The sequence below is a fragment of the Falsiroseomonas selenitidurans genome (genome assembly GCF_012103215.1).
Taxonomy (GTDB): Bacteria; Pseudomonadota; Alphaproteobacteria; order Acetobacterales; family Acetobacteraceae; genus Falsiroseomonas; species Falsiroseomonas selenitidurans.
Map to the genome: position 1 here is coordinate 1 of NZ_JAAVNE010000055.1, position 17,383 is coordinate 17,383.

The 17,383-nt window shown below is 71.2% G+C and carries 15 protein-coding genes and 1 pseudogene; all 16 read right to left on the bottom strand.

Going from position 1 to position 17,383, the window contains the following annotated elements:
- Nucleotides 1-662: pseudogene (locus HEQ75_RS23285) on the bottom strand (AAA family ATPase); the annotation flags it as partial.
- A gap of 20 nt (nucleotides 663-682) precedes the next feature.
- Entirely contained in the window at nucleotides 683-1,732 is a 1,050-nt protein-coding gene (gene bchI / locus HEQ75_RS23290; protein ID WP_168034525.1) for a magnesium chelatase ATPase subunit I, read from the bottom strand.
- Nucleotides 1,732-2,943, bottom strand: a complete 1,212-nt coding sequence (gene hemA / locus HEQ75_RS23295) for a 5-aminolevulinate synthase (protein ID WP_168034526.1) — start codon at nucleotides 2,941-2,943, stop codon at nucleotides 1,732-1,734. Before hemA ends, bchI begins: the two co-directional genes overlap by 1 nt.
- Nucleotides 2,944-3,010: 67 nt before the next feature.
- Nucleotides 3,011-3,790, bottom strand: a complete 780-nt coding sequence (gene puhE, locus HEQ75_RS23300) for a putative photosynthetic complex assembly protein PuhE (protein WP_209318731.1) — start codon at nucleotides 3,788-3,790, stop codon at nucleotides 3,011-3,013.
- A gap of 4 nt (nucleotides 3,791-3,794) precedes the next feature.
- Nucleotides 3,795-4,919 (bottom strand): magnesium-protoporphyrin IX monomethyl ester (oxidative) cyclase, encoded by a 1,125-nt coding sequence (acsF, locus tag HEQ75_RS23305; protein WP_235962074.1) that lies wholly within the window; start codon nucleotides 4,917-4,919, stop codon nucleotides 3,795-3,797.
- Complete coding sequence (locus HEQ75_RS23310) at nucleotides 4,907-5,239, bottom strand: hypothetical protein (RefSeq protein ID WP_168034528.1); 333 nt, start codon at nucleotides 5,237-5,239, stop codon at nucleotides 4,907-4,909. The genes acsF and HEQ75_RS23310 overlap by 13 nt, the downstream gene beginning before the upstream one ends.
- A gap of 5 nt (nucleotides 5,240-5,244) precedes the next feature.
- Complete coding sequence (puhC, locus tag HEQ75_RS23315) at nucleotides 5,245-5,691, bottom strand: photosynthetic complex assembly protein PuhC (RefSeq protein WP_168034529.1); 447 nt, start codon at nucleotides 5,689-5,691, stop codon at nucleotides 5,245-5,247.
- 1 nt (nucleotide 5,692) lies between these two features.
- Nucleotides 5,693-6,358, bottom strand: a complete 666-nt coding sequence (gene puhB / locus HEQ75_RS23320) for a photosynthetic complex putative assembly protein PuhB (RefSeq protein ID WP_168034530.1) — start codon at nucleotides 6,356-6,358, stop codon at nucleotides 5,693-5,695.
- Complete coding sequence (gene puhA / locus HEQ75_RS23325; protein ID WP_168034531.1) at nucleotides 6,355-7,125, bottom strand: photosynthetic reaction center subunit H; 771 nt, start codon at nucleotides 7,123-7,125, stop codon at nucleotides 6,355-6,357. Before puhA ends, puhB begins: the two co-directional genes overlap by 4 nt.
- A 16-nt stretch (nucleotides 7,126-7,141) precedes the next feature.
- Nucleotides 7,142-8,572 carry a PucC family protein gene (locus tag HEQ75_RS23330; protein ID WP_168034532.1) on the bottom strand — a complete coding sequence of 477 codons (1,431 nt, stop codon included), beginning with the start codon at nucleotides 8,570-8,572 and terminating at the stop codon, nucleotides 7,142-7,144.
- Entirely contained in the window at nucleotides 8,569-9,270 is a 702-nt protein-coding gene (gene bchM, locus HEQ75_RS23335) for a magnesium protoporphyrin IX methyltransferase (RefSeq protein WP_168034533.1), read from the bottom strand. The genes HEQ75_RS23330 and bchM overlap by 4 nt, the downstream gene beginning before the upstream one ends.
- Before the next feature lies 1 nt (nucleotide 9,271).
- A complete protein-coding gene (gene bchL, locus HEQ75_RS23340; protein ID WP_168034534.1) occupies nucleotides 9,272-10,168 on the bottom strand; it encodes a ferredoxin:protochlorophyllide reductase (ATP-dependent) iron-sulfur ATP-binding protein in 897 nt (298 codons plus the stop codon).
- Complete coding sequence (locus HEQ75_RS23345) at nucleotides 10,165-13,776, bottom strand: magnesium chelatase subunit H (protein ID WP_168034535.1); 3,612 nt, start codon at nucleotides 13,774-13,776, stop codon at nucleotides 10,165-10,167. Before HEQ75_RS23345 ends, bchL begins: the two co-directional genes overlap by 4 nt.
- 33 nt (nucleotides 13,777-13,809) lie before the next feature.
- On the bottom strand, nucleotides 13,810-15,399 hold the full coding sequence (bchB, locus tag HEQ75_RS23350) for a ferredoxin:protochlorophyllide reductase (ATP-dependent) subunit B (protein WP_168034536.1): 1,590 nt from the start codon (nucleotides 15,397-15,399) through the stop codon (nucleotides 13,810-13,812).
- A gap of 4 nt (nucleotides 15,400-15,403) precedes the next feature.
- Entirely contained in the window at nucleotides 15,404-16,675 is a 1,272-nt protein-coding gene (locus HEQ75_RS23355) for a ferredoxin:protochlorophyllide reductase (ATP-dependent) subunit N (RefSeq protein ID WP_168034537.1), read from the bottom strand.
- Nucleotides 16,672-17,241, bottom strand: a complete 570-nt coding sequence (gene bchF, locus HEQ75_RS23360) for a 2-vinyl bacteriochlorophyllide hydratase (protein WP_168034538.1) — start codon at nucleotides 17,239-17,241, stop codon at nucleotides 16,672-16,674. The genes HEQ75_RS23355 and bchF overlap by 4 nt, the downstream gene beginning before the upstream one ends.
- Nucleotides 17,242-17,383 lie beyond the last annotated feature (142 nt).

A 17,383-nucleotide genomic window follows, 5' to 3' on the forward strand; every position in this document is an offset into this window, starting at 1 on the left:
GCGGCGGCGGCGCGGGCGGCGCGCAGCGCCAGCAGCGGCGCGCGGAGCGAGGCAATGCCGAAGGCCAGGGCCGCGCCGCACAGCGCCTCTGCCAGCGCCGGCGGCACCGCGACACCGGCCAGCCTGGCGCGCGCCGCGGCGGCATCGGGCATCGCCCCTTCGGGCGCGAAATCGGGGTCCAGGTGGAAGGCGAGCCGATCCGCCAGCGCCGCCGGCGCGGCTTCCTCGGCCGCCGCGCCCTCATCCAGCGCCAGCAGGGCGAAGCGCGCCAAGTGGGTCTGGCCGAAGCCGTCGCGCTGCACGGAAACCGTGCCGTCATCCAGCGCCGCGCAGAGCTTCGCCGCCAGGCTGCGTTCCATCCGCTCCGCCATCGCGGCCACCACCACGCCGCCATCGGCCGCCGCCAGCACGCCGCGTTCGGCCACGCGCCGGCCACTGGCCAGGGTCGCCGCAAGGTCCAGCCCGCCCAGCAGGCGGCTGTCCGGAATGCCGGGCGGCAGGCGGCGCCAGGGGACATCGGCGGGCAGCGCCGTGCGCAGCCGCGCCAGCCAGGCATCGCGCCCCGGCCCCGGCGGGCCGCGCAGCACGGCGCCGCCAAGCCCGGCCGGGTCCACCGCCAGCAGCAGCGCGGCCAGGCCCTGGTCCGCCCGCGCGGAGTCCACCGATGGCTCCGCGCCCGGCGTCACGGGCCGAACAGCTCCGCCACCGCGCGATCCACCCGCGTGGTGGCCACCGCCTCATCCAGCGGGTTGCGGCGCAGGCGGTGGCGCAGCGCCGGCGCGGCGATGCGGCGCAGATGCGTGGTGCCGACCTCCGCCTCGCCCTCCAGCGCCGCCAGGGCACGGGCGGCGCGCATCAGCGTGAGTTCCCCGCGCAGCCCATCCGTGCCGAGCGCCATGCACAGCCGCGCCGCATCCTCCAGCACCGAATCCGGCACGGCGGGGCGGCAGGCGCGGGCAGCCAGGATACGGTCGCGGATCGCCTCCGCCTCCGCCTCCCACCCCGTGATGAAGGCGTGCGGGTCACGCTCGAAGGCATCGCGGCGGCGGATCACCTCCACCCGCAGCTTCAGGTCGGTGGGCGTGCGCACTTCCACGGAAAGCCCGAAGCGGTCCAGCAATTGCGGCCGCAGCTCGCCTTCCTCCGGATTGCCGCTGCCCACCAGCACGAAGCGCGCGGGATGGCGGATGCTGATGCCCTCGCGCTCCACCACATTCTCACCGGAGGCCGCGACATCCAGCAGCAGGTCCACCAGGTGGTCCTCCAGCAGGTTCACCTCGTCGATGTACAGGAAGCCGCGATGCGCGCGGGCCAGCAGCCCGGGCTCGAAGGCCTTCTCGCCATGCGCCAGGGCGCGCTCGATATCCAGCGCGCCGGCGACGCGGTCTTCCGTCGCGCCCAGCGGCAGGTCCACCACCGGCACCGGCACCGTTGCCACCGGCAATTCGCCGGCCATGCGGCAGGCCTCGCACAATTCCGCCGGGCGGGCCGGGTCGCAGCCGAAGCGGCAGCCGGCCACCGCCTGCATCGGCGGCAACAGCGCCGCCAGCGCCCGCACTGCGGTGGATTTGCCGGTGCCGCGGTCGCCGAACACCAGCACGCCGCCGATGCCGGGATCCACCGCGGCGATCAGCAGGGCCAGCTTCATCTCCTCCTGCCCCACGATCGCCGCGAAGGGGAAGACCGGGCGCGCCGTCCGCAGCCGCGCCAGGCCGGCAGGCCCGAGATCCATCACGCTGCCCTTTGCAGGCTGAACTGGGCCCAGATGTCGGACAGCGCCTGCACCAGATGGTCCATGTCCGCATCGCTGTGCACCGGCCCGGGCGTGATCCGCAGCCGTTCCGTGCCACGCGGCACGGTGGGGTAGTTGATCGGCTGCACATAGACGCCATGCTCGTCCAGCAGGATGTCGCTGATCGTCTTGCACACCACCGGGTCGCCCACCATCACCGGCACGATGTGGCTGGGGTTGTCGAGGTGCGGCACGCCCACCGCATCCAGCCGCCGCCGCAGCGTCGCCGCGCGTTCATGCAGCTGCTGCCGTTCCACGTCGCTCGCCATCAGATGCTCGATGGAGGCGCGCGCCCCGGCCGCGATGGCCGGCGGCAGGGCGGTGGAGAAGATGAAGCCGGAGGCGAAGCTGCGCACGAAGTCGCACATGGCGGCGGAACCCGCGATGTAGCCGCCGATCACGCCGAAGGCCTTGGCCAGCGTTCCCTCGATGACGGTCAGGCGATGCGCCACGCCGTCGCGGTCCGTGATGCCGCCGCCATTGGGCCCGTACAGGCCGACGCCGTGCACCTCGTCGCAATAGGTCATGGCGCCGTATTTGTCGGCAATGTCGCAGATGGCGGCGATCGGGGCGATGTCGCCATCCATGGAATAGACGCTCTCGAAGGCGACCAGCTTCGGCGCCGCCGGGTCGATCTCCGCCAGCACGCGCTCCAGATCCGCCAGGTCGTTGTGGCGGAACATGCGGCGCTGGGCGCGGGAATGGCGCATGCCCTCGATCATCGAGGCGTGGTTCATTTCGTCCGAGACGATGACGCAGCCCGGCATGCGCGCACCCAGCGTGGACAGCGACGCCCAGTTGGACATGTAGCCGGAGTTGAACAGCAGCGCGTCCTCGGTGCCATGCAGCCGCGCCAGGGCGCGTTCCAACAGCACATGCTCGTGGTTGGTGCCGGAGATGTTGCGCGTACCGCCGGCGCCGGCGCCGTGCTTGTCCAGCGCCGCATGCATCGCCGCCAGCACCTTCGGGTGCTGACCCATGCCGAGATAATCGTTGGAACACCAGACCGTCACCTCGCTGGTGCGGCCGTTGCGGTGCCGCGTGGCACGGGGGAAGCTGCCGGCCTGGCGTTCGATATCGGCAAAGACCCGGTAGCGCCCTTCGCGGCGCAGGCCGTCCAGCTGCGCGCGGAAGAAGGATTCGTAGTTCATTGCGGTCCCCCTGTGGCCGATCGTTCCGTGGCGCCTGGCGGGCACGACCCGCTTCTTCCGCCCTGTGTCATGGCACCGGTGCCGAAGGCTGCTTGCGTGAGGCGAGGCCCCAGCGCCATAGCGCATCCGCCGGAACCGGCATGACCATGAAGATATGCTCCAGCACGCCGAGCGCCACCAGCGACGCCAGCAGCGAATAGCCCGCGACCTCATGCGGCGTGGCGCCCGGCGCCAGCGCCACCTGCGCCAGTTGCACCACCGCCAGGCCGCCCGCCAGGACGGAAAGCGGCAACAGCGCATTCATCCGCCGCCGGCGGAAGAAGCTTTCCAGGTAGCGCAGGTGGTCCGGCAGGAAGGATTCCGCCAGGTTCCGCACGCCCAGGAAGACATTGAGCTTGGCGCTCTGCCGCATCGCCCAGAAGGCCAGGAAGGTCCACAGGCCGATGCGGTTCGACCCGCCCCAGCTGGCCAGCGCGATGGCGGCGGCGCCGGCCATGATGGCCAATTCGTGCCACAGCACCGCGGCGATCGCCGCCCGCAGCCGCACCCAGCCGCGCGCACCCGGCGGGCAGGCACTGCGCCGCGGGCCGGTGACCAGGCCGGTGAGGAAGGCGGTCTCGATCCAGGCCCAGGCCAGCAGGCCGAAGACGAAGCCGAGATAGGCGCCGCGCGCGGTGGTGTCCCACGCCACGGCATGCAGCCCGGCCAGCGCCACCAGCAGCAGCGTGGTGGCGCCCAGCATGGTCCAGCGGAAGGTCTCCCGCCGCAACCCGTCCAGGTACAGGATCACGCCCGTGCTGAACCACCACAGGAACAGCGTGAACAGCGCGGGCAGACCGTGTTCCATCATCTCACCAGGCCGGCTGCAGGCGCGGGTCCGCAGGCAGCGCCTGGCGGCGCGGCGGCAGCAGGTACAGGCGGGCGAAGGCAGCGGCCGCGGCGGCGGACAGCGCCGCGCGCTTGATCCCGCCCAGCACGCCGCCCTGCGCCTTCGCCGCGGCGATACCCTCGCCCAGCCTGCGCAGCCGCTCCAGGCCACGCAGGAAGGCGGGGTTGTCCACGTCCAGCGTCGCCGGGAAGACCTGGCGGCAGATCTCCTCGGTGATGCGGAAGACGCGCATGTCGTATTCCGTCGGCGTCATGCCCAGCGCCTTGTGGAATTCCGGCCGCGCATGGTCGCGCACATACATCGTGGCGAAGACCGCCAACTGGAAGAAGCGCACCCAGTAGACATTGGCGCCCGAGAGCAGATGCGGGTTGGCGCGCATCAGCAGGGCAAAGGCCTCGCCATGGCGGAACTCGTCGTTGCACCAGTTCTCGAACCACTTGAAGATCGGGTGGAAGCGCAGCTCCGGATGCCGCTCGAACTGGCGGAAGATGGTGATGTAGCGGGCGTAGCCGATCTTCTCGCTCAGATAGGTGGCGTAGAAGATGAATTTCGGCTGGAAGTAGTGGTACTTCTTCGCCTTGGTCAGGAAGCCGAGGTCGACGCCGACGCCCACATCCTTCAGGGCATCGTTGATGAAGCCGGCATGGCGGCTTTCATCGCGCGCCATCACGCCGAAGATGTCCTTCATGTCCGGGTTGGTGACGCGCTTGCGGATTTCCGCATACAGCACGCAGCCGGAGAATTCGGCGGTGACGGAGCTGACCAGGAATTCCAGCAATTCCTTCTGCAGCGGCTCCGGCAGCGCCTTGATGTCGAACTGGTCGAACTCCGCCGTGCGGGTGAAGTGCCCCTTGTTCGGATCGGCGTGGAATTCCGCCATCATCGCATCCCATTGCTGGCGCACGGGCTCGATGCTGATGCGGTCCATGGCGTCGAAGTCGGTGGTGTAGAAGCGCGGCGAGAGCACCGTTTCGGTCAAAGCCATCTTGGTGGCGACACCATCCGCGTCCGGGCGCCCGCCCGGGGTCATGCCTGCGGCGACCGCCGGCTCGGCGACCGCGGGGCCATCCAGGATCAGGCGTTCCATGCCACGGCCTCCTTCGGCTCGAAGCCGCAGTGATAGAGTTCCGTCAGTTCGAAGATCGCCACCCATTGCGTCCACAGCCGCGTCAGCGGGCCGGCGCGGTGGACCGTGGCGCGTGTCTCGAAGCGCATGATCTCGCCGAAGGCGACATGGCCCGGCGTGCCATGGACCACCACCTGGTCGCCCGGCCGAAGGAACACGCCTTCCGGCACCGCATAGGCATGGAAGCTGTCCGCCGTCCTCTCGATTTCAACCGTACAGGGCACTTCGAAGGTCTCATTGCCACCGAAGATCGCCCGGCCCACTCCCCAGCGGCCGTTCATCCTGGTCACTCCTTGGTTGATAGAAAGCTTAGGAAGGCCTCCGCATTGGTCTGGCCGAAGCCCGTCAGGTCCAGCAGGCGGCCGGTTGCCCGGTCCTGCAGGGTCAGTTGCCCGTTATGCCAGGCCGTCAGGCGGAAGGGCGCCTCACGGCCCGCCTCCTCCCGTCGCCTTTCGCGCACCAGGCCGCGCAGCGTGCCGCGCACGAAGCCGCCCTGGCCGGGGGCGATCAGCGTCACCTCCCGCCCCGTCGCAGCATCGGTCACCACCACCGCGCCATCGGCACGGTCGGCAAAATGCAGGTCGCGCTGCGCCAGCGCAACCGAAGGCGCTTCCGCCTGCTGCGGCGGCAGGATGGGTGGCGCCACCACCAGCACCAGCGTCGCCAGCACCAGCAGGCCACCCGCCAGCGCGGGCCGGCGGAGGAAGCCGGGGGTTTGCAGCGCCTGTGCCATGTCAGGCCATCGCCTCCGCCCGGCCCGGGGCGCGCTGCGGCACCGCGTCATCCAGCGCAGGCACCGGCACCGAAGCCGCCGCCGCCAGGGCGCGCGACAGCACCTGCGCCGCCACATCCGCATCCTTCAGCGCCCGCAGCATCGGCTCCGGCCGCGCCAGCCGGAAGCTGCGCACATGCGGCCACAGCGCCAGCCAGGAAACCCGGTGCGGCGGCATGATGGCCACCACCAGATCCCCCGTGCCGTCGGCATGCCGCGCCACGCCGGCGCTGCCGATCACCGCGAAGGGGATGTTGATCGTCATCGGCAGCGCCACGCCGGCGCGCAGCACGATGCGGCGCGAGGTGATGGTGTACAGCGTGCTGCGCGCCGCCAGCCCGGCGAACAGCAGCAGCAGCGCCACCGGCACGCCGCCGATCGCCACCAGCAGCAGCGCACCCAGCGCGGCCTCCAGCGGCGCGGCGCCACCGCTGCTCAGCTCCACGCCGCGCAGCAGCGCCAGCGCGCCGAAATACAGCGCGATGCCGCGCACATGCAGTGCCCGCCGTGCCAGGCCCCGCCATTCCGGCGCGCCCTGCCACAGGATGGTCTCGCCCGCCGGCAGCGGCCCGGGCAGACCCGGCACCGGCTCCGCATCATGCTCGGCGATGACGGCGCGCGCGCTCACAGCAGCGGCTCGCTGCGCTCGGGCGTGGCGTAGAAATGCCCGCCGCCGAAATAGGCCGCCACCTTGTCCTCCTCCAGCAGCGTGATCTGCTCCGGCTTCGCCAGGCCCGGCGCGGCGGCCAGCTGCTCCGCGGTGACGGACACCACGCGCACCGTGCCGGCATCGTTGATGGTGGCCAGGAACATCGGCACCAGCACGCGCCGCGCCGTGCCCGTGGCCTCCACCTCGATGTAGCGCAGCAGCATGTCGGAGCGGTCGACCCAGAGATCCACGGCCACGCCGGCAATCCTGCCATCCAGCGTGATCACCGGCTTGCCGCGCGGGTCGGGATCCGACTCGTTGAGGCTGAAGCCGGGGGCGGCGCGCAGCGGCACGATCTTCGGCGCGTCGTCATCGAAGGCGAGGTCCGGGATGTCGGCCCGTTCCGCCCAGGCGGCGGGGCCCACGCCGTCGCGCATCGCATCGCCCGAAGGGACGATGGGCGAGCCCGGCTGACGGTCCACGGCATAGGCCACGGCCGACAGGTCGCGTTCCGGCGCGCGTTCCGGGTGGTGGTGCTTCAGCTTGAAGACCTTCAGCGGCGGTACGCCAGGGAAGCCCTGGATCGGCGCCGTCAGCGGCCGGTCGGGCCGGTCGGAGACCAGCGGATAGCCTTCCCGCTTGCTCTCCCGGTTCAGCCAGAAGACCAGAACCAGGAAGAAGGCGAAGAAGGCGTAGAGCAGCCCCGCCGCCAGATCCAAGGGAACGAATTGATGTGCGCCGGGCATGGCAGCCTCCTCCTTCTCAGACGGGTGCCGGACCGGCAAGGCCGGCGGCGTGGTGGGCATTGGGCAGGCCGCGGCCGCGCACCAGCGGGCCGACCACGGCAAGGGTGACGAACAGCAGCGCGATCTCGATCAGGTAGATGCCGACATAGCCGGTTGCGGCCTGCGCCAGGCCCTCGCCCAGCGCGCCGGCTTCGGCCAGGCTGGACAGCAGGTCGCGCAGCGCGCCGCCGAGCGCGATGGCGCCGCCGGCCGCGCTCGCCTGCACCGCGCCCCAGACGCCGAGCGCGAGGCCCACCTTGTCGGCCGGTGCCGCGGCCATGCAGGCCGTCAGCGTCGCATGGCCGAACAGGCCGGCGCCGAAGCCGATCAGCGCCACGCCGGCGGCGAACAGCGCACCGCTGCCGATGGCGCCCGAGAAGATGACCACGGTGAAGCCGGCAATGCCGAACAGCGCGCCATGGCCGGCGACCATGTGCGGGTCCAGCCCCTGCCCCAGCCGCCGCGCGGCGCGCAGGAAGCCCAGCACCGCACCACCGGCCAGCAGCGCGGACAGCGCCGTGGTGGCGCCCACGGAGAGGCCCAGGATCTGCCCGCCATAGGGCTCCAGCAGCACGTCCTGCATGGTGAAGCCGGCGGTGCCGAGCCCGGCACCGAGCAGCCGGCGATTCCACGGGCCGCTGCGCCGCAGCGCGCGGAACGCCTCGATGAACCCCGGCTCCGGCGCATCGCCCGGCGCGGTGCGGGACGGGTCGCGCACTTCCTGCTGCCAGGCGGCGACCAGGTTCAGCACCAGCGTCAGCGCCGCCGCGCCCTGCACCACCTGGATCAGCCGCAACTGCGAGAAATCCGCCAGCAGCGCACCGAACACCAGCGCCGACAGCACCATGCCGACCAGCTGCATGGCGGAGAGCATCGCCACCACATTCGGCTGCTGGTCGCGCGGCGTCAGGTCCGTGGCCAGCGCCAGGCCCACGGTCTGCACCATGTGCATGCCCGCGCCGGTCATCAGGAAGGCGATGGCGGCCGCCATCTGCCCGGCCCAGGGCTCGGCCCAGGTGTCGCCGGACAGCACCAGCAGCGCGAAGGGCATCATCGCCAACCCGCCGAACTGGATAATGGTGCCGAGCCACAGATAGGGCACGCGCTTCCAGCCGAGCAGCGACTTGTAGGTGTCCGACTTGTAGCCGATCAGCGCGCGCGCCGGCGCGAAGACCAGCGGCAGCGCGACCATGCTGGCCACCAGCCAGGCCGGCACATGCAACTCCACGATCATCACGCGGTTCAGCGTGCCCACCAGCAGCACCGCCGCCATGCCGCAGGAGATCTGGAACAGCGCCAGCCGCAGCAGCCGCGCCATCGGCAGCCGCTCCGACGTCGCGCTGGCGAAGGGGAGCAGATGCGGGCCGAGGCCCTGCCAGAGGCGGATGATGCGGCCCGGGCGGCTCATCGGCGCACCAGTTCCAGCGCCTGGGAGGTGTAGAAGCCGCTGGCCACGCGGTGCGTGCGCACCGGGTGCCAGCCCGTCATGGCCGGATCGGCCTGCACCATCCGGCGCAGCCGCGCTTCCGCCACCGGCACGATGGCCGGCGAGCGGTCGCCGCGCGGCACCAGCCGGCCGACAACCAGGAAGGCCATCAGGAAGGCGGTGCGCGGGGCGAAGGTGAACAGGATGCTGCGCTCCGTCCGCGCCGCCAGGCCGGCCAGCGCGCGCAGCACATCGGCCGGCTTGTAGTGGATCAGGCAATCCATGCCGACCACATGGTCGAAGCGGCCGAAGGCAGGGTCCAGCATGTCACCGACATGGAAGCTGACGCGGCCCGCGCCGTGCTGCCCCGCCGCGCGGTCCTGCCCCAGCGCGACCAGCCGGGGCGAGATGTCCACCGCCACCACTTCCGCGCCGCGCCGCGCCGCTTCCACGGCCAGCGCGCCGGTGCCGCAGCCGGCATCCAGCACGCGCTTGCCGCGCAGATCCGGCGGCAGCCAGGACAGCAGGCGGCCGCGCATCGCGTCGCGCCCGGCGCGCACCGTGGCGCGGATGCCGCTGACCGGCGCGTCCGAGGTCAGGCGTTCCCAGGCCTGCACCGCGGTGCGGTCGAAATAGGTCTCCAGCTCGCCGCGGCGGGTCGCGTAGGTGGCGGTGGGCATGTCAGTCATACCCCAGCAGGTCGAAGATTTCCCGGTCCTTCAGCGGCGTCGCGTCCAGTGGCGTGACACCGGCCAGCAGCCCGGCAGCGAGGCGCAGGTATTCATCGCACACCGCATCCACCTCCGGCGAGCTTTCCATGTCGAACAGCGTCGCCTTCTTGAGGCGGGAGCGGCGGATCACGTCCAGGTCCGGCAGGTGCGCCAGCATCTTCATGCCGGTGGCGTCGTTGTATTTCTGGATCTGGTCGGTATCGCGGGACCGGTTGACGATCACGCCGCCCAGCCGCACGCCGTAGTTCTGCGCCTTGGCCCTGATGGCGGCAACGATGCGGTTCATCGCGAAGATGCTGTCGAAATCATTCGCCGCGACGATCACGCCGCGATCGGCATGCAGCAGCGGCGCGGCGAAGCCGCCGCAGACCACGTCGCCCAGCACGTCGAAGATGACGATGTCGGTATCCTCCAGCAGGTGATGCTCCTTCAGCAGCTTCACCGTCTGGCCCACCACATAGCCGCCGCAGCCCGTGCCCGCCGGCGGGCCGCCGGCTTCCACGCACATCACGCCGTGGCGGCCTTCCACCACGAAATCCTCGGCGCGCAACTCCTCCGCATGGAAGCCGACGCCGTCCAGCACGTCGATCACCGTCGGGATCATGCGGCCGGTCAGGGTGAAGGTGCTGTCGTGCTTCGGGTCGCAGCCGATCTGCAGCACGCGCTTGCCCAGCTTGGCGAAGGCGACGGAAAGATTGGAACTGGTCGTGCTCTTGCCGATGCCGCCCTTGCCGTAGACGGCGAAGACCTTCGCCCCCTCGATGCGGTCGGCCATGTGCACCTGCACACTGCCATCGCCGTCGCCCACCAGGCGCTCATCCGGCCGCGGTCGTACGATCACGGTCATGCCGCCATCTCCTCGGTAATGCCTTCCAGCCGATCCTCCAGCTCCTCGCCCGCGCGGCGCAGCGCGGCCAGGGTCTCGGCGTCCGGCTGCCAGTAGGACCGTTCCTGCGCCTCGATCAGCCTGCCGGCGATCTTGGCGGAAGCGGTGGGGTTCAACGCCGCCAGCCGGGCGCGCATGGCGGGATCCAGCATGTAGGTCTCCGCCAGGTTCTGGTAGATCCAGGGTGCCACCTGGCCGGTGGTGGCGGACCAGCCCATGGTGTTGGTCACCTGCGCCTCGATCTGCCGCACGCCTTCATAGCCATGCGCCAGCAGCGGCTCGAACCATTTCGGGTTCAGCGCGCGGGTGCGGGTCTCCAGCGCCACCTGCTCGGCCACGCTGCGCACCTTGCCCTCGCCGCGCGTCTGGTCGCCGACATAGACCGAAGCCTCGCGGCCGCCGCGCGCCCGGCGCACGGCGCGGCTCATGCCGCCCAGCGTGTCGAAGTACTGGTCGATCGTGGTCAGCCCCACCTCGATGCTGTCGAGGTTCTGGTAGGTGACCTCCACGCTGCCCAGCAGCTGGGACAGCACCTTGTCCTGCCGTGCCGCCTTGCCGTCCACGCCATAGGCGTAGCCCTTGCGCTTCACATAGGCCTCGGCCAGCTCGTCCTCGTCTTCCCACAGCCCGGCGTCGAGGATCTGGTTCACATTGGCGCCGTAGGCACCGTCGGCATTGCCGAAGACCCGCAGCGCCGCCTGCGCCATCTCCCCGCCATGCTGCGCCAGATGCGCCAGCGCATGCTTGCGGATGAAGTTGTCCTCGATCGGCTCCTCGGCGCTGGCGGCCAGCAGCGCGGCCTCCGCCAGCAGCTTCGCCTGCAGCGGCAGCAGGTCGCGAAAGATGCCGGAGAGCGTCACCATCACGTCGATGCGCGGCCGGCCGAGCTGCGCCAGCGGGATCAGCTGCGCGCCGGCCAGGCGGCCGTAGCTGTCGTGCCGCGGCGCGGCGCCCATCAGCCACAGCGCCTGGGCGATCGGCCCGCCCTCGGTCTTCAGGTTGTCCGTGCCCCACAGCACGATCGCCACCGTCTCCGGCAGGCGCCCGCCATCCTCGCGGTGCCGCGCCAGCAGCCGGTCCGCCTGCCGCGCGCCATCCTGCACCGCGAAGGCGGAGGGGATGCGGAAGGGGTCGAAGCCGTGCAGGTTGCGCCCGGTGGGCAGCACTTCCGTGCTGCGCAGCAGGTCGCCGCCCGGCGCGGGGCGCACATAGCCGCCATCCAGCGCATGCAGGATCGCAGGCAGCTCATGGTCCTTCGCCATCAGCGCATCCAGCCGCGCGAACTCCGCGGGGTCCGTCACGCCGGCGGCTTCCAGCGTCTCGCGCCGCTGCGCCGCATCCGCCACTTCGCCCACCACATGCAGCCCGTGCGGGATCAGCGTGTATTCCAGCTCCAGCAGCGCGGCGCCCAGGCGCTGGATCTGCGCCGGCGCCTCGGCCGCGCTCCAGCCGGGCTCGGCCGCCACCAGGTCCACCGCGGCGGCCTGCGCCTGCACCAGCTCGGCCAGCGCGGCGCGCACGGCCGCGTCCGTGTCCGGCTCCATCGCGCGCCAGCGGTCCAGCGTCGCCTTCAGGTCCAGCAGCCCGCGATACAGCCCGGCGCTGGCCACCGGCGGGGTCAGGTAGCTGATCAGCGTGGCGCCCGCGCGCCGCTTGGCCAGCATGCCCTCCGACGGGTTGTTGGAGGCATAGAGGTAGAAATTCGGCAGGTCGCCGATCAGCCGGTCCGGCCAGCAGGCGGCGGACATGCCGGCCTGCTTGCCGGGCATGAATTCCAGCGCGCCATGGGTGCCGAAATGCAGCACCGCCTGGGCGCCGAAATCCTCCCGCAGCCAGCGGTAGAAGGCGCTGAAGGCATGTGTCGGCGCGAAGCTGCGCTCGAACAGCAGGCGCATCGGGTCGCCCTCGTAGCCGAAGCCGGGCTGCACGCCGATGAAGACATTGCCGAACTGCGCGCCCAGCACGAAGATGTTGGCGCCGTCGGACTGCGCGCGGCCCGGCGCCGGGCCCCAGGCGCGCTCGATCTCCGCCAGGTGCACTTCCCGCCGCACATGGTCGTCGGCGGAGATGCGCGCGGCGACATTGGCGATGGCGCCGAACTGCGCCGCATTGCCTTCCGTGATCGCGCGGCGCAGCGCATCCGCATCCGCCGGCAGCGCCACGGTGTAGCCGGCATCCCGCATCGCCCGCAGCGTGTTGAACAGCGACTGGAACACCGAGAGATAGGCCGCTGTGCCGGTGTTGCCGGCATTGGGCGGGAAGTTGAAGATCACCGCCGCCACGCGCCGCTCCGCCCGCGCCGTGCGCCGCAGCGCCACCAGCCGCGCCACGCGTCCGGCCAGGGTGGCGGCGCGTTCGTTGTAGCAGACCATGTCGCGGCTGCCCGGCGTGCCATCCGGCAGCGTGCCGCTGCGGCCGCCATAGGTCATCGGCAGGATGCCGCCATCCAGCTCCGGGATCGCCACCATCATCGTGGCTTCCACCGGCAGCAGGCCGCGCGGATCCGCTTCCCATTGCCGCATCGTCTGGAATTCCAGCGGGTGCGCGGTGATGTAGGGCACGTCCAGCGTGGCGAGCATCGCCTCCGCTGCGCGCGCATCGTTGTAGGCGGGGCCGCCGACCAGGGAGAAGCCGGTGAGGGACACCACCGCATCCACCCTGGCCACGCCGTCCCGCAGGAAGAAGGCCTCGATCGCCGGGCGGTTGTCGAGCCCGCTGGCGAAGGCCGGCACCACGTTCAGGCCGCGCGATTCCAGCGCGGCGATGACGCCGTCATAATGCGCGGCATTTCCCGCCAGAACGTAGGACCGCATGATCAGCAGACCCACCGTGCCGCGCACGCCGCGCGCCGGCAGCTGCGCCACGCGTTCCGTGACGCGGCCGGGGATCAGCGGATGGTACAGCCCGACCTCGGGATACTCCACCGGCGGGTCCACCTGCAGGGTGCCGACCAGCGCCTGGCGCGGGCCGGCGGCGTAGCGGTTCACCAGCAGCCGCACCAGGTTCACCAGATTCGCCTGGCTGCCTGCCAGCCAGTATTGCAGCGCCAGGAAGTACACCCGCACATCCTGCGCCGTGCCGGGGATGAAGCGCAGCAGCTTCGGCAGCTCCCGCAGCATCTTCATCTGGCCCTTGCCGGATGCGGCCGCGCCCTTCTTGCTGCCGCGCAGGCGCTTCAGCAGGCCCATCACGCCGCGCGCCTCGGCGCCCATGTCGAAGCGGCCCAGCCGCGTCAGCTTCATCACCTCCCCGGCCGAGAGGCAGCACACCATCGCATCGCAGGCATCGCGCCGCGCCCGCAGCGCCGGCAGCACCAGGTTGATGTGGTCCTCGAGGAACAGCATGGTGGCGATGACGATGTCGCCGCGCGCGATGTCCGCATGGCAGGCGGCCAGCGCCGCCTGGTCCGTGCCCCACTCATCCGCCGCATGCACCACCAGGTCCAGCCCCGGGATTTCCCGCCGCAGCACCTCGCGCGCCTGCATCATGGCGCCGGCCAGGTGGCTGTCCATGGTGACCACGACGACCCGCATCGTGGTCTTCGCACTCCAACCCATACCCTCAGGCATCAGGCCCTCCGGTGCAGCGGCGAGGGGAATGCCTCACCGCGAAAAATGCGCCTTCGCGTCGTACAGCGTTTCCACCGTGATGGTGCCGATACCGCGCTCCTGCGCGAACTTCTCGGTGTTGCGGCGCGCCTTGCCGCGGACGAAGAAGGGGATCTTGCGCAGCTCCTTCTCCGCATCCGGGACCCAGGCGAGCAAAGGGGCGCCCGCGGCGGAGTGGGGAGTCTCCGCCGCGGGCACGGGCATGGGCTGCGCGGCGGGCGCTGCCTCTCTGCCCGACTGTGACGGGGCGCCCAGATGGCTGGGCTGCGCCGCGTCGTTGAACTCGAAATCCTCGCGGAACATGCCGAGCAGATGTTCCTCCAGGCCCATCATCAGCGGATGGACCCAGCTGTCGAACAGCACGTTGGCGCCTTCGATCCCCATCTGCGGCGAATGCCGCGCCGGGAAATCCTGCACATGCACCGGCGCCGAGATCACCGCGCAGGGAATGCCGAGTCGCTTGGCGACATGGCGCTCCATCTGCGTGCCGAGCACCAGTTCCGGCTGCAGCGCGGCGATCCGTGCCTCCACCTCCAGATAGTCGTCGGTGATCAGCGCCTCCACGCCGTGCAGCGCGGCGGCGGCGCGCATTTCGCGGCCGAATTCGCGCGAATAGCTGCCGAGGCCAACCACCTCGAACCCCATCTCCTCCGCCGCCACGCGGGCGGCGGCGATGGCGTGGGTGGCATCGCCGAAGATGAAGACGCGCTTGCCGGTCAGGTAGGTGCTGTCGACGGAGCGCGCATACCAGGGCGCGCGCAGCGCCTCCTCCGCCAGCGTCGCCGGCAGGCCGGCCAGGCGGGCCACTTCCTGCACGAAGTCACGCGTCGCGCCGGTGCCGATCGGCACCACTGTGGTGGCCGGCTGGCCGAAGCTGCGGCGCAGCCAGGCGGCCGCCTGGCCGGCGATCTCCGGGTACAGGACCACGTTGAAATCGGCCTCGCCCAGCTGCGCCAGGTCGGCCGGCGTCGCGCCCCAGGGCGCCACCACGCGGATCTCGACGCCGAGCGCGAGGAGCAGCTTCCGCACCTCCAGCAGGTCGTCGCGATGGCGGAAGCCGAGCGCGGTGGCGCCGAGGATGTTGCAGCTCGGCGCCCGGCCTTCCGCGCGCGGCGCGCGGCCGGTGCCGGGCTTCGGCACATGCGGGCCGGCGCAGGCACGCACCAGCTGGTAGAAGGTCTCCGCCGCTCCCCAGTTTTCCTTGCGCTGATAGGCGGGCAGTTCCAGCGGCACCACGGGGATGGGCAGACCCAGCGTCTTCGCCAGCCCGCCGGGATCGTCCTGGATCAGCTCCGCCGTGCAGCTGGACCCCACCAGCATCGCCTGCGGGCGGAACCGCTCATGCGCCTCCAGCACCGCGTCGCGGAACAGGCCGGCGGTATCGCCGCCCAGGTCGCGCGCCTGGAAGGTGGTGTAGGTGACGGGCGGGCGGCGGTCGCGCCGCTCGATCATGGTGAACAGCAAATCCGCGTAGGTATCGCCCTGCGGCGCGTGGAGCACGTAGTGCACGCCTTGCATCGCGGTGGCGATGCGCATCGCGCCGATATGGGGCGGGCCTTCATAGGTCCAGAGCGCGAGCTGCATGGCGCTACACCTTCAGCCGCGCGCGGCGCGCCAGCGGCCGCGCGAACAGGCCGGCGAGGTCCGCCGCCTGGTCGAAGCCCTGGATCGGCGTGAACACCAGCTCGATCGACCATTTCGTGGCGAGACCCTCCGCCTCCAGCGGATTGGCCAGGCCCAGGCCGCACACGGTCAGGTCCGGCCGCAAGGCGCGGCAGCGATCCAGCTGGCGCTCCACATGCTGGCCCTCGGACAGGGTGGCGTTGCCCGGCAGCATCGCCAGCTCCTCCGCCAGATGCGCGCGGTGCAGGTAGGGCGTGCCCACCTCGGTCAGGCGCATGCCCAGCTCGCGCGCCAGGAAGCGCGCCAGCGGAATTTCCAGCTGGCTGTCGGGAAAGAAGAAGATGCTGCGTCCGTCGAGGCTTTCGCGAATCCGCGCGAGCGCGGCGCGGGCCCGCCCGGCCGGCGCGGCGGTGGCTTCCGCCAGCCGGTGCGCCGTGCCCCAGACCTGCGCGGCGGCACCGAGCCAGGCCATGGTGCCCTCGACACCCAGCGGGAAGGGCGCCGGGATGCGCACGGCGCCGCGCGCCTCCAGCGCGCGGGCGGTGTCGCCCAGGAAGGGCTGCGCCAGAAGGAAGCGCGTGCCCGGGCCGACCGCCGGCAGTTCCGCGGCGCGGCGCGCCGGCAGGAAGCGCACGGGCCCGACACCGAGGGCGGCGAACAGGCGCAGGAACTGGTCCTCCACCACCTCCGCCAGCGCACCGACGACGAGGAGGGAACGCGCGGCGCCCGGCTCCGCCGGCATCTCCGGCACCAGGGCCGCCAGGCAGGCATCCTCGCCCTGGGTGAAGGTGGTCTCGATGCCGCTGCCCGAATAGTTCAGCACCCGGACCTCCGGCATGAAGCGCGCGGAAAGCCGCTGCGCCGCGCGGGAAAGGTCGAGCTTGATGACCTCGCTGGGGCAGGAGCCCACCAGGAACAGCAGCTTGATGTCCGGCCGGCGTTCCAGCAGCCGCGTCACCACGCGGTCCAGCTCCGCATTGCAATCGGCCAGGCCGGCCAGGTCGCGCTCATCGATGATGGCGGTGGCGAAGCGCGGCTCGGCGAAGATCATCACGCCGGCGGCGGATTGCAGCAGATGCGCACAGGTGCGGCTGCCGACCACCAGGAAGAAGGCGTCCTGGATCTTGCGGTGCAGCCAGACGATGCCGGTCAGGCCGCAGAACACCTCGCGCTGCCCACGCTCCCGCAGCACGGGCGCATCGGCGCAGCCTGCTGCGGGGGCGGGGGCCAGGCTCATGCCGCCAGGCCGCCGCGTTCGGCCCGGGCCTCGTCCAGCCGCGCGCTGCGCAGCTTCAGCACGAATTGCAGGGCGTTGATCAGGTAGGCGGCGTAGGCGGCGAGCGCCAGCAGCATCTGGCCGCTGGCATCGCCGAAGCCGGTCAGCAGCGCCGCCAGATAGGCGGTGTGCAGCGCCAGCACCAGCATGCTGAAGACGTCTTCCCAGAAGAAGGCGGGGGCGAACAGGAAGCGGCCGAAGACCACCTTCTCCCACACGCAGCCGGTCACCATGATGGTGTAGAGCAGCAGCGTCTTCACCACGATCGAGGCGGTGGCCACCGCCAGCCCGTCGCCGGTGGCCAGGAAGTTCAGCACCAGGCCCAGGCTGACCAGGAAGACGGCGAATTGCACCGGCGCCAGGACGCCCTGCACCAGGGTCCAGGGCGTGGCGTCGCGCCGCCGCCTCTGCTCCGCGGTGTAGAGCGGCCGCCGCGCCGCCGCCTCGCGCCGCCGCCCCGTCGTGGCCCCCCAGGGGGAGGCATCCAGGGCGTCAAGCAGACCGGACAGGCCGTTCGTTGTAAGCATGACTTGACAACCCTCCGTCAAAGGCAGTCCGCTGTCGCGCAAGGACGACCGATGCACCTGGCCGGCCGTCCGCGATGGGGGAAAACTTCGGGAAAACCGCGCATGAGGGCCATTTCGGCCAGATCCCTGCGCATCGCTTTCT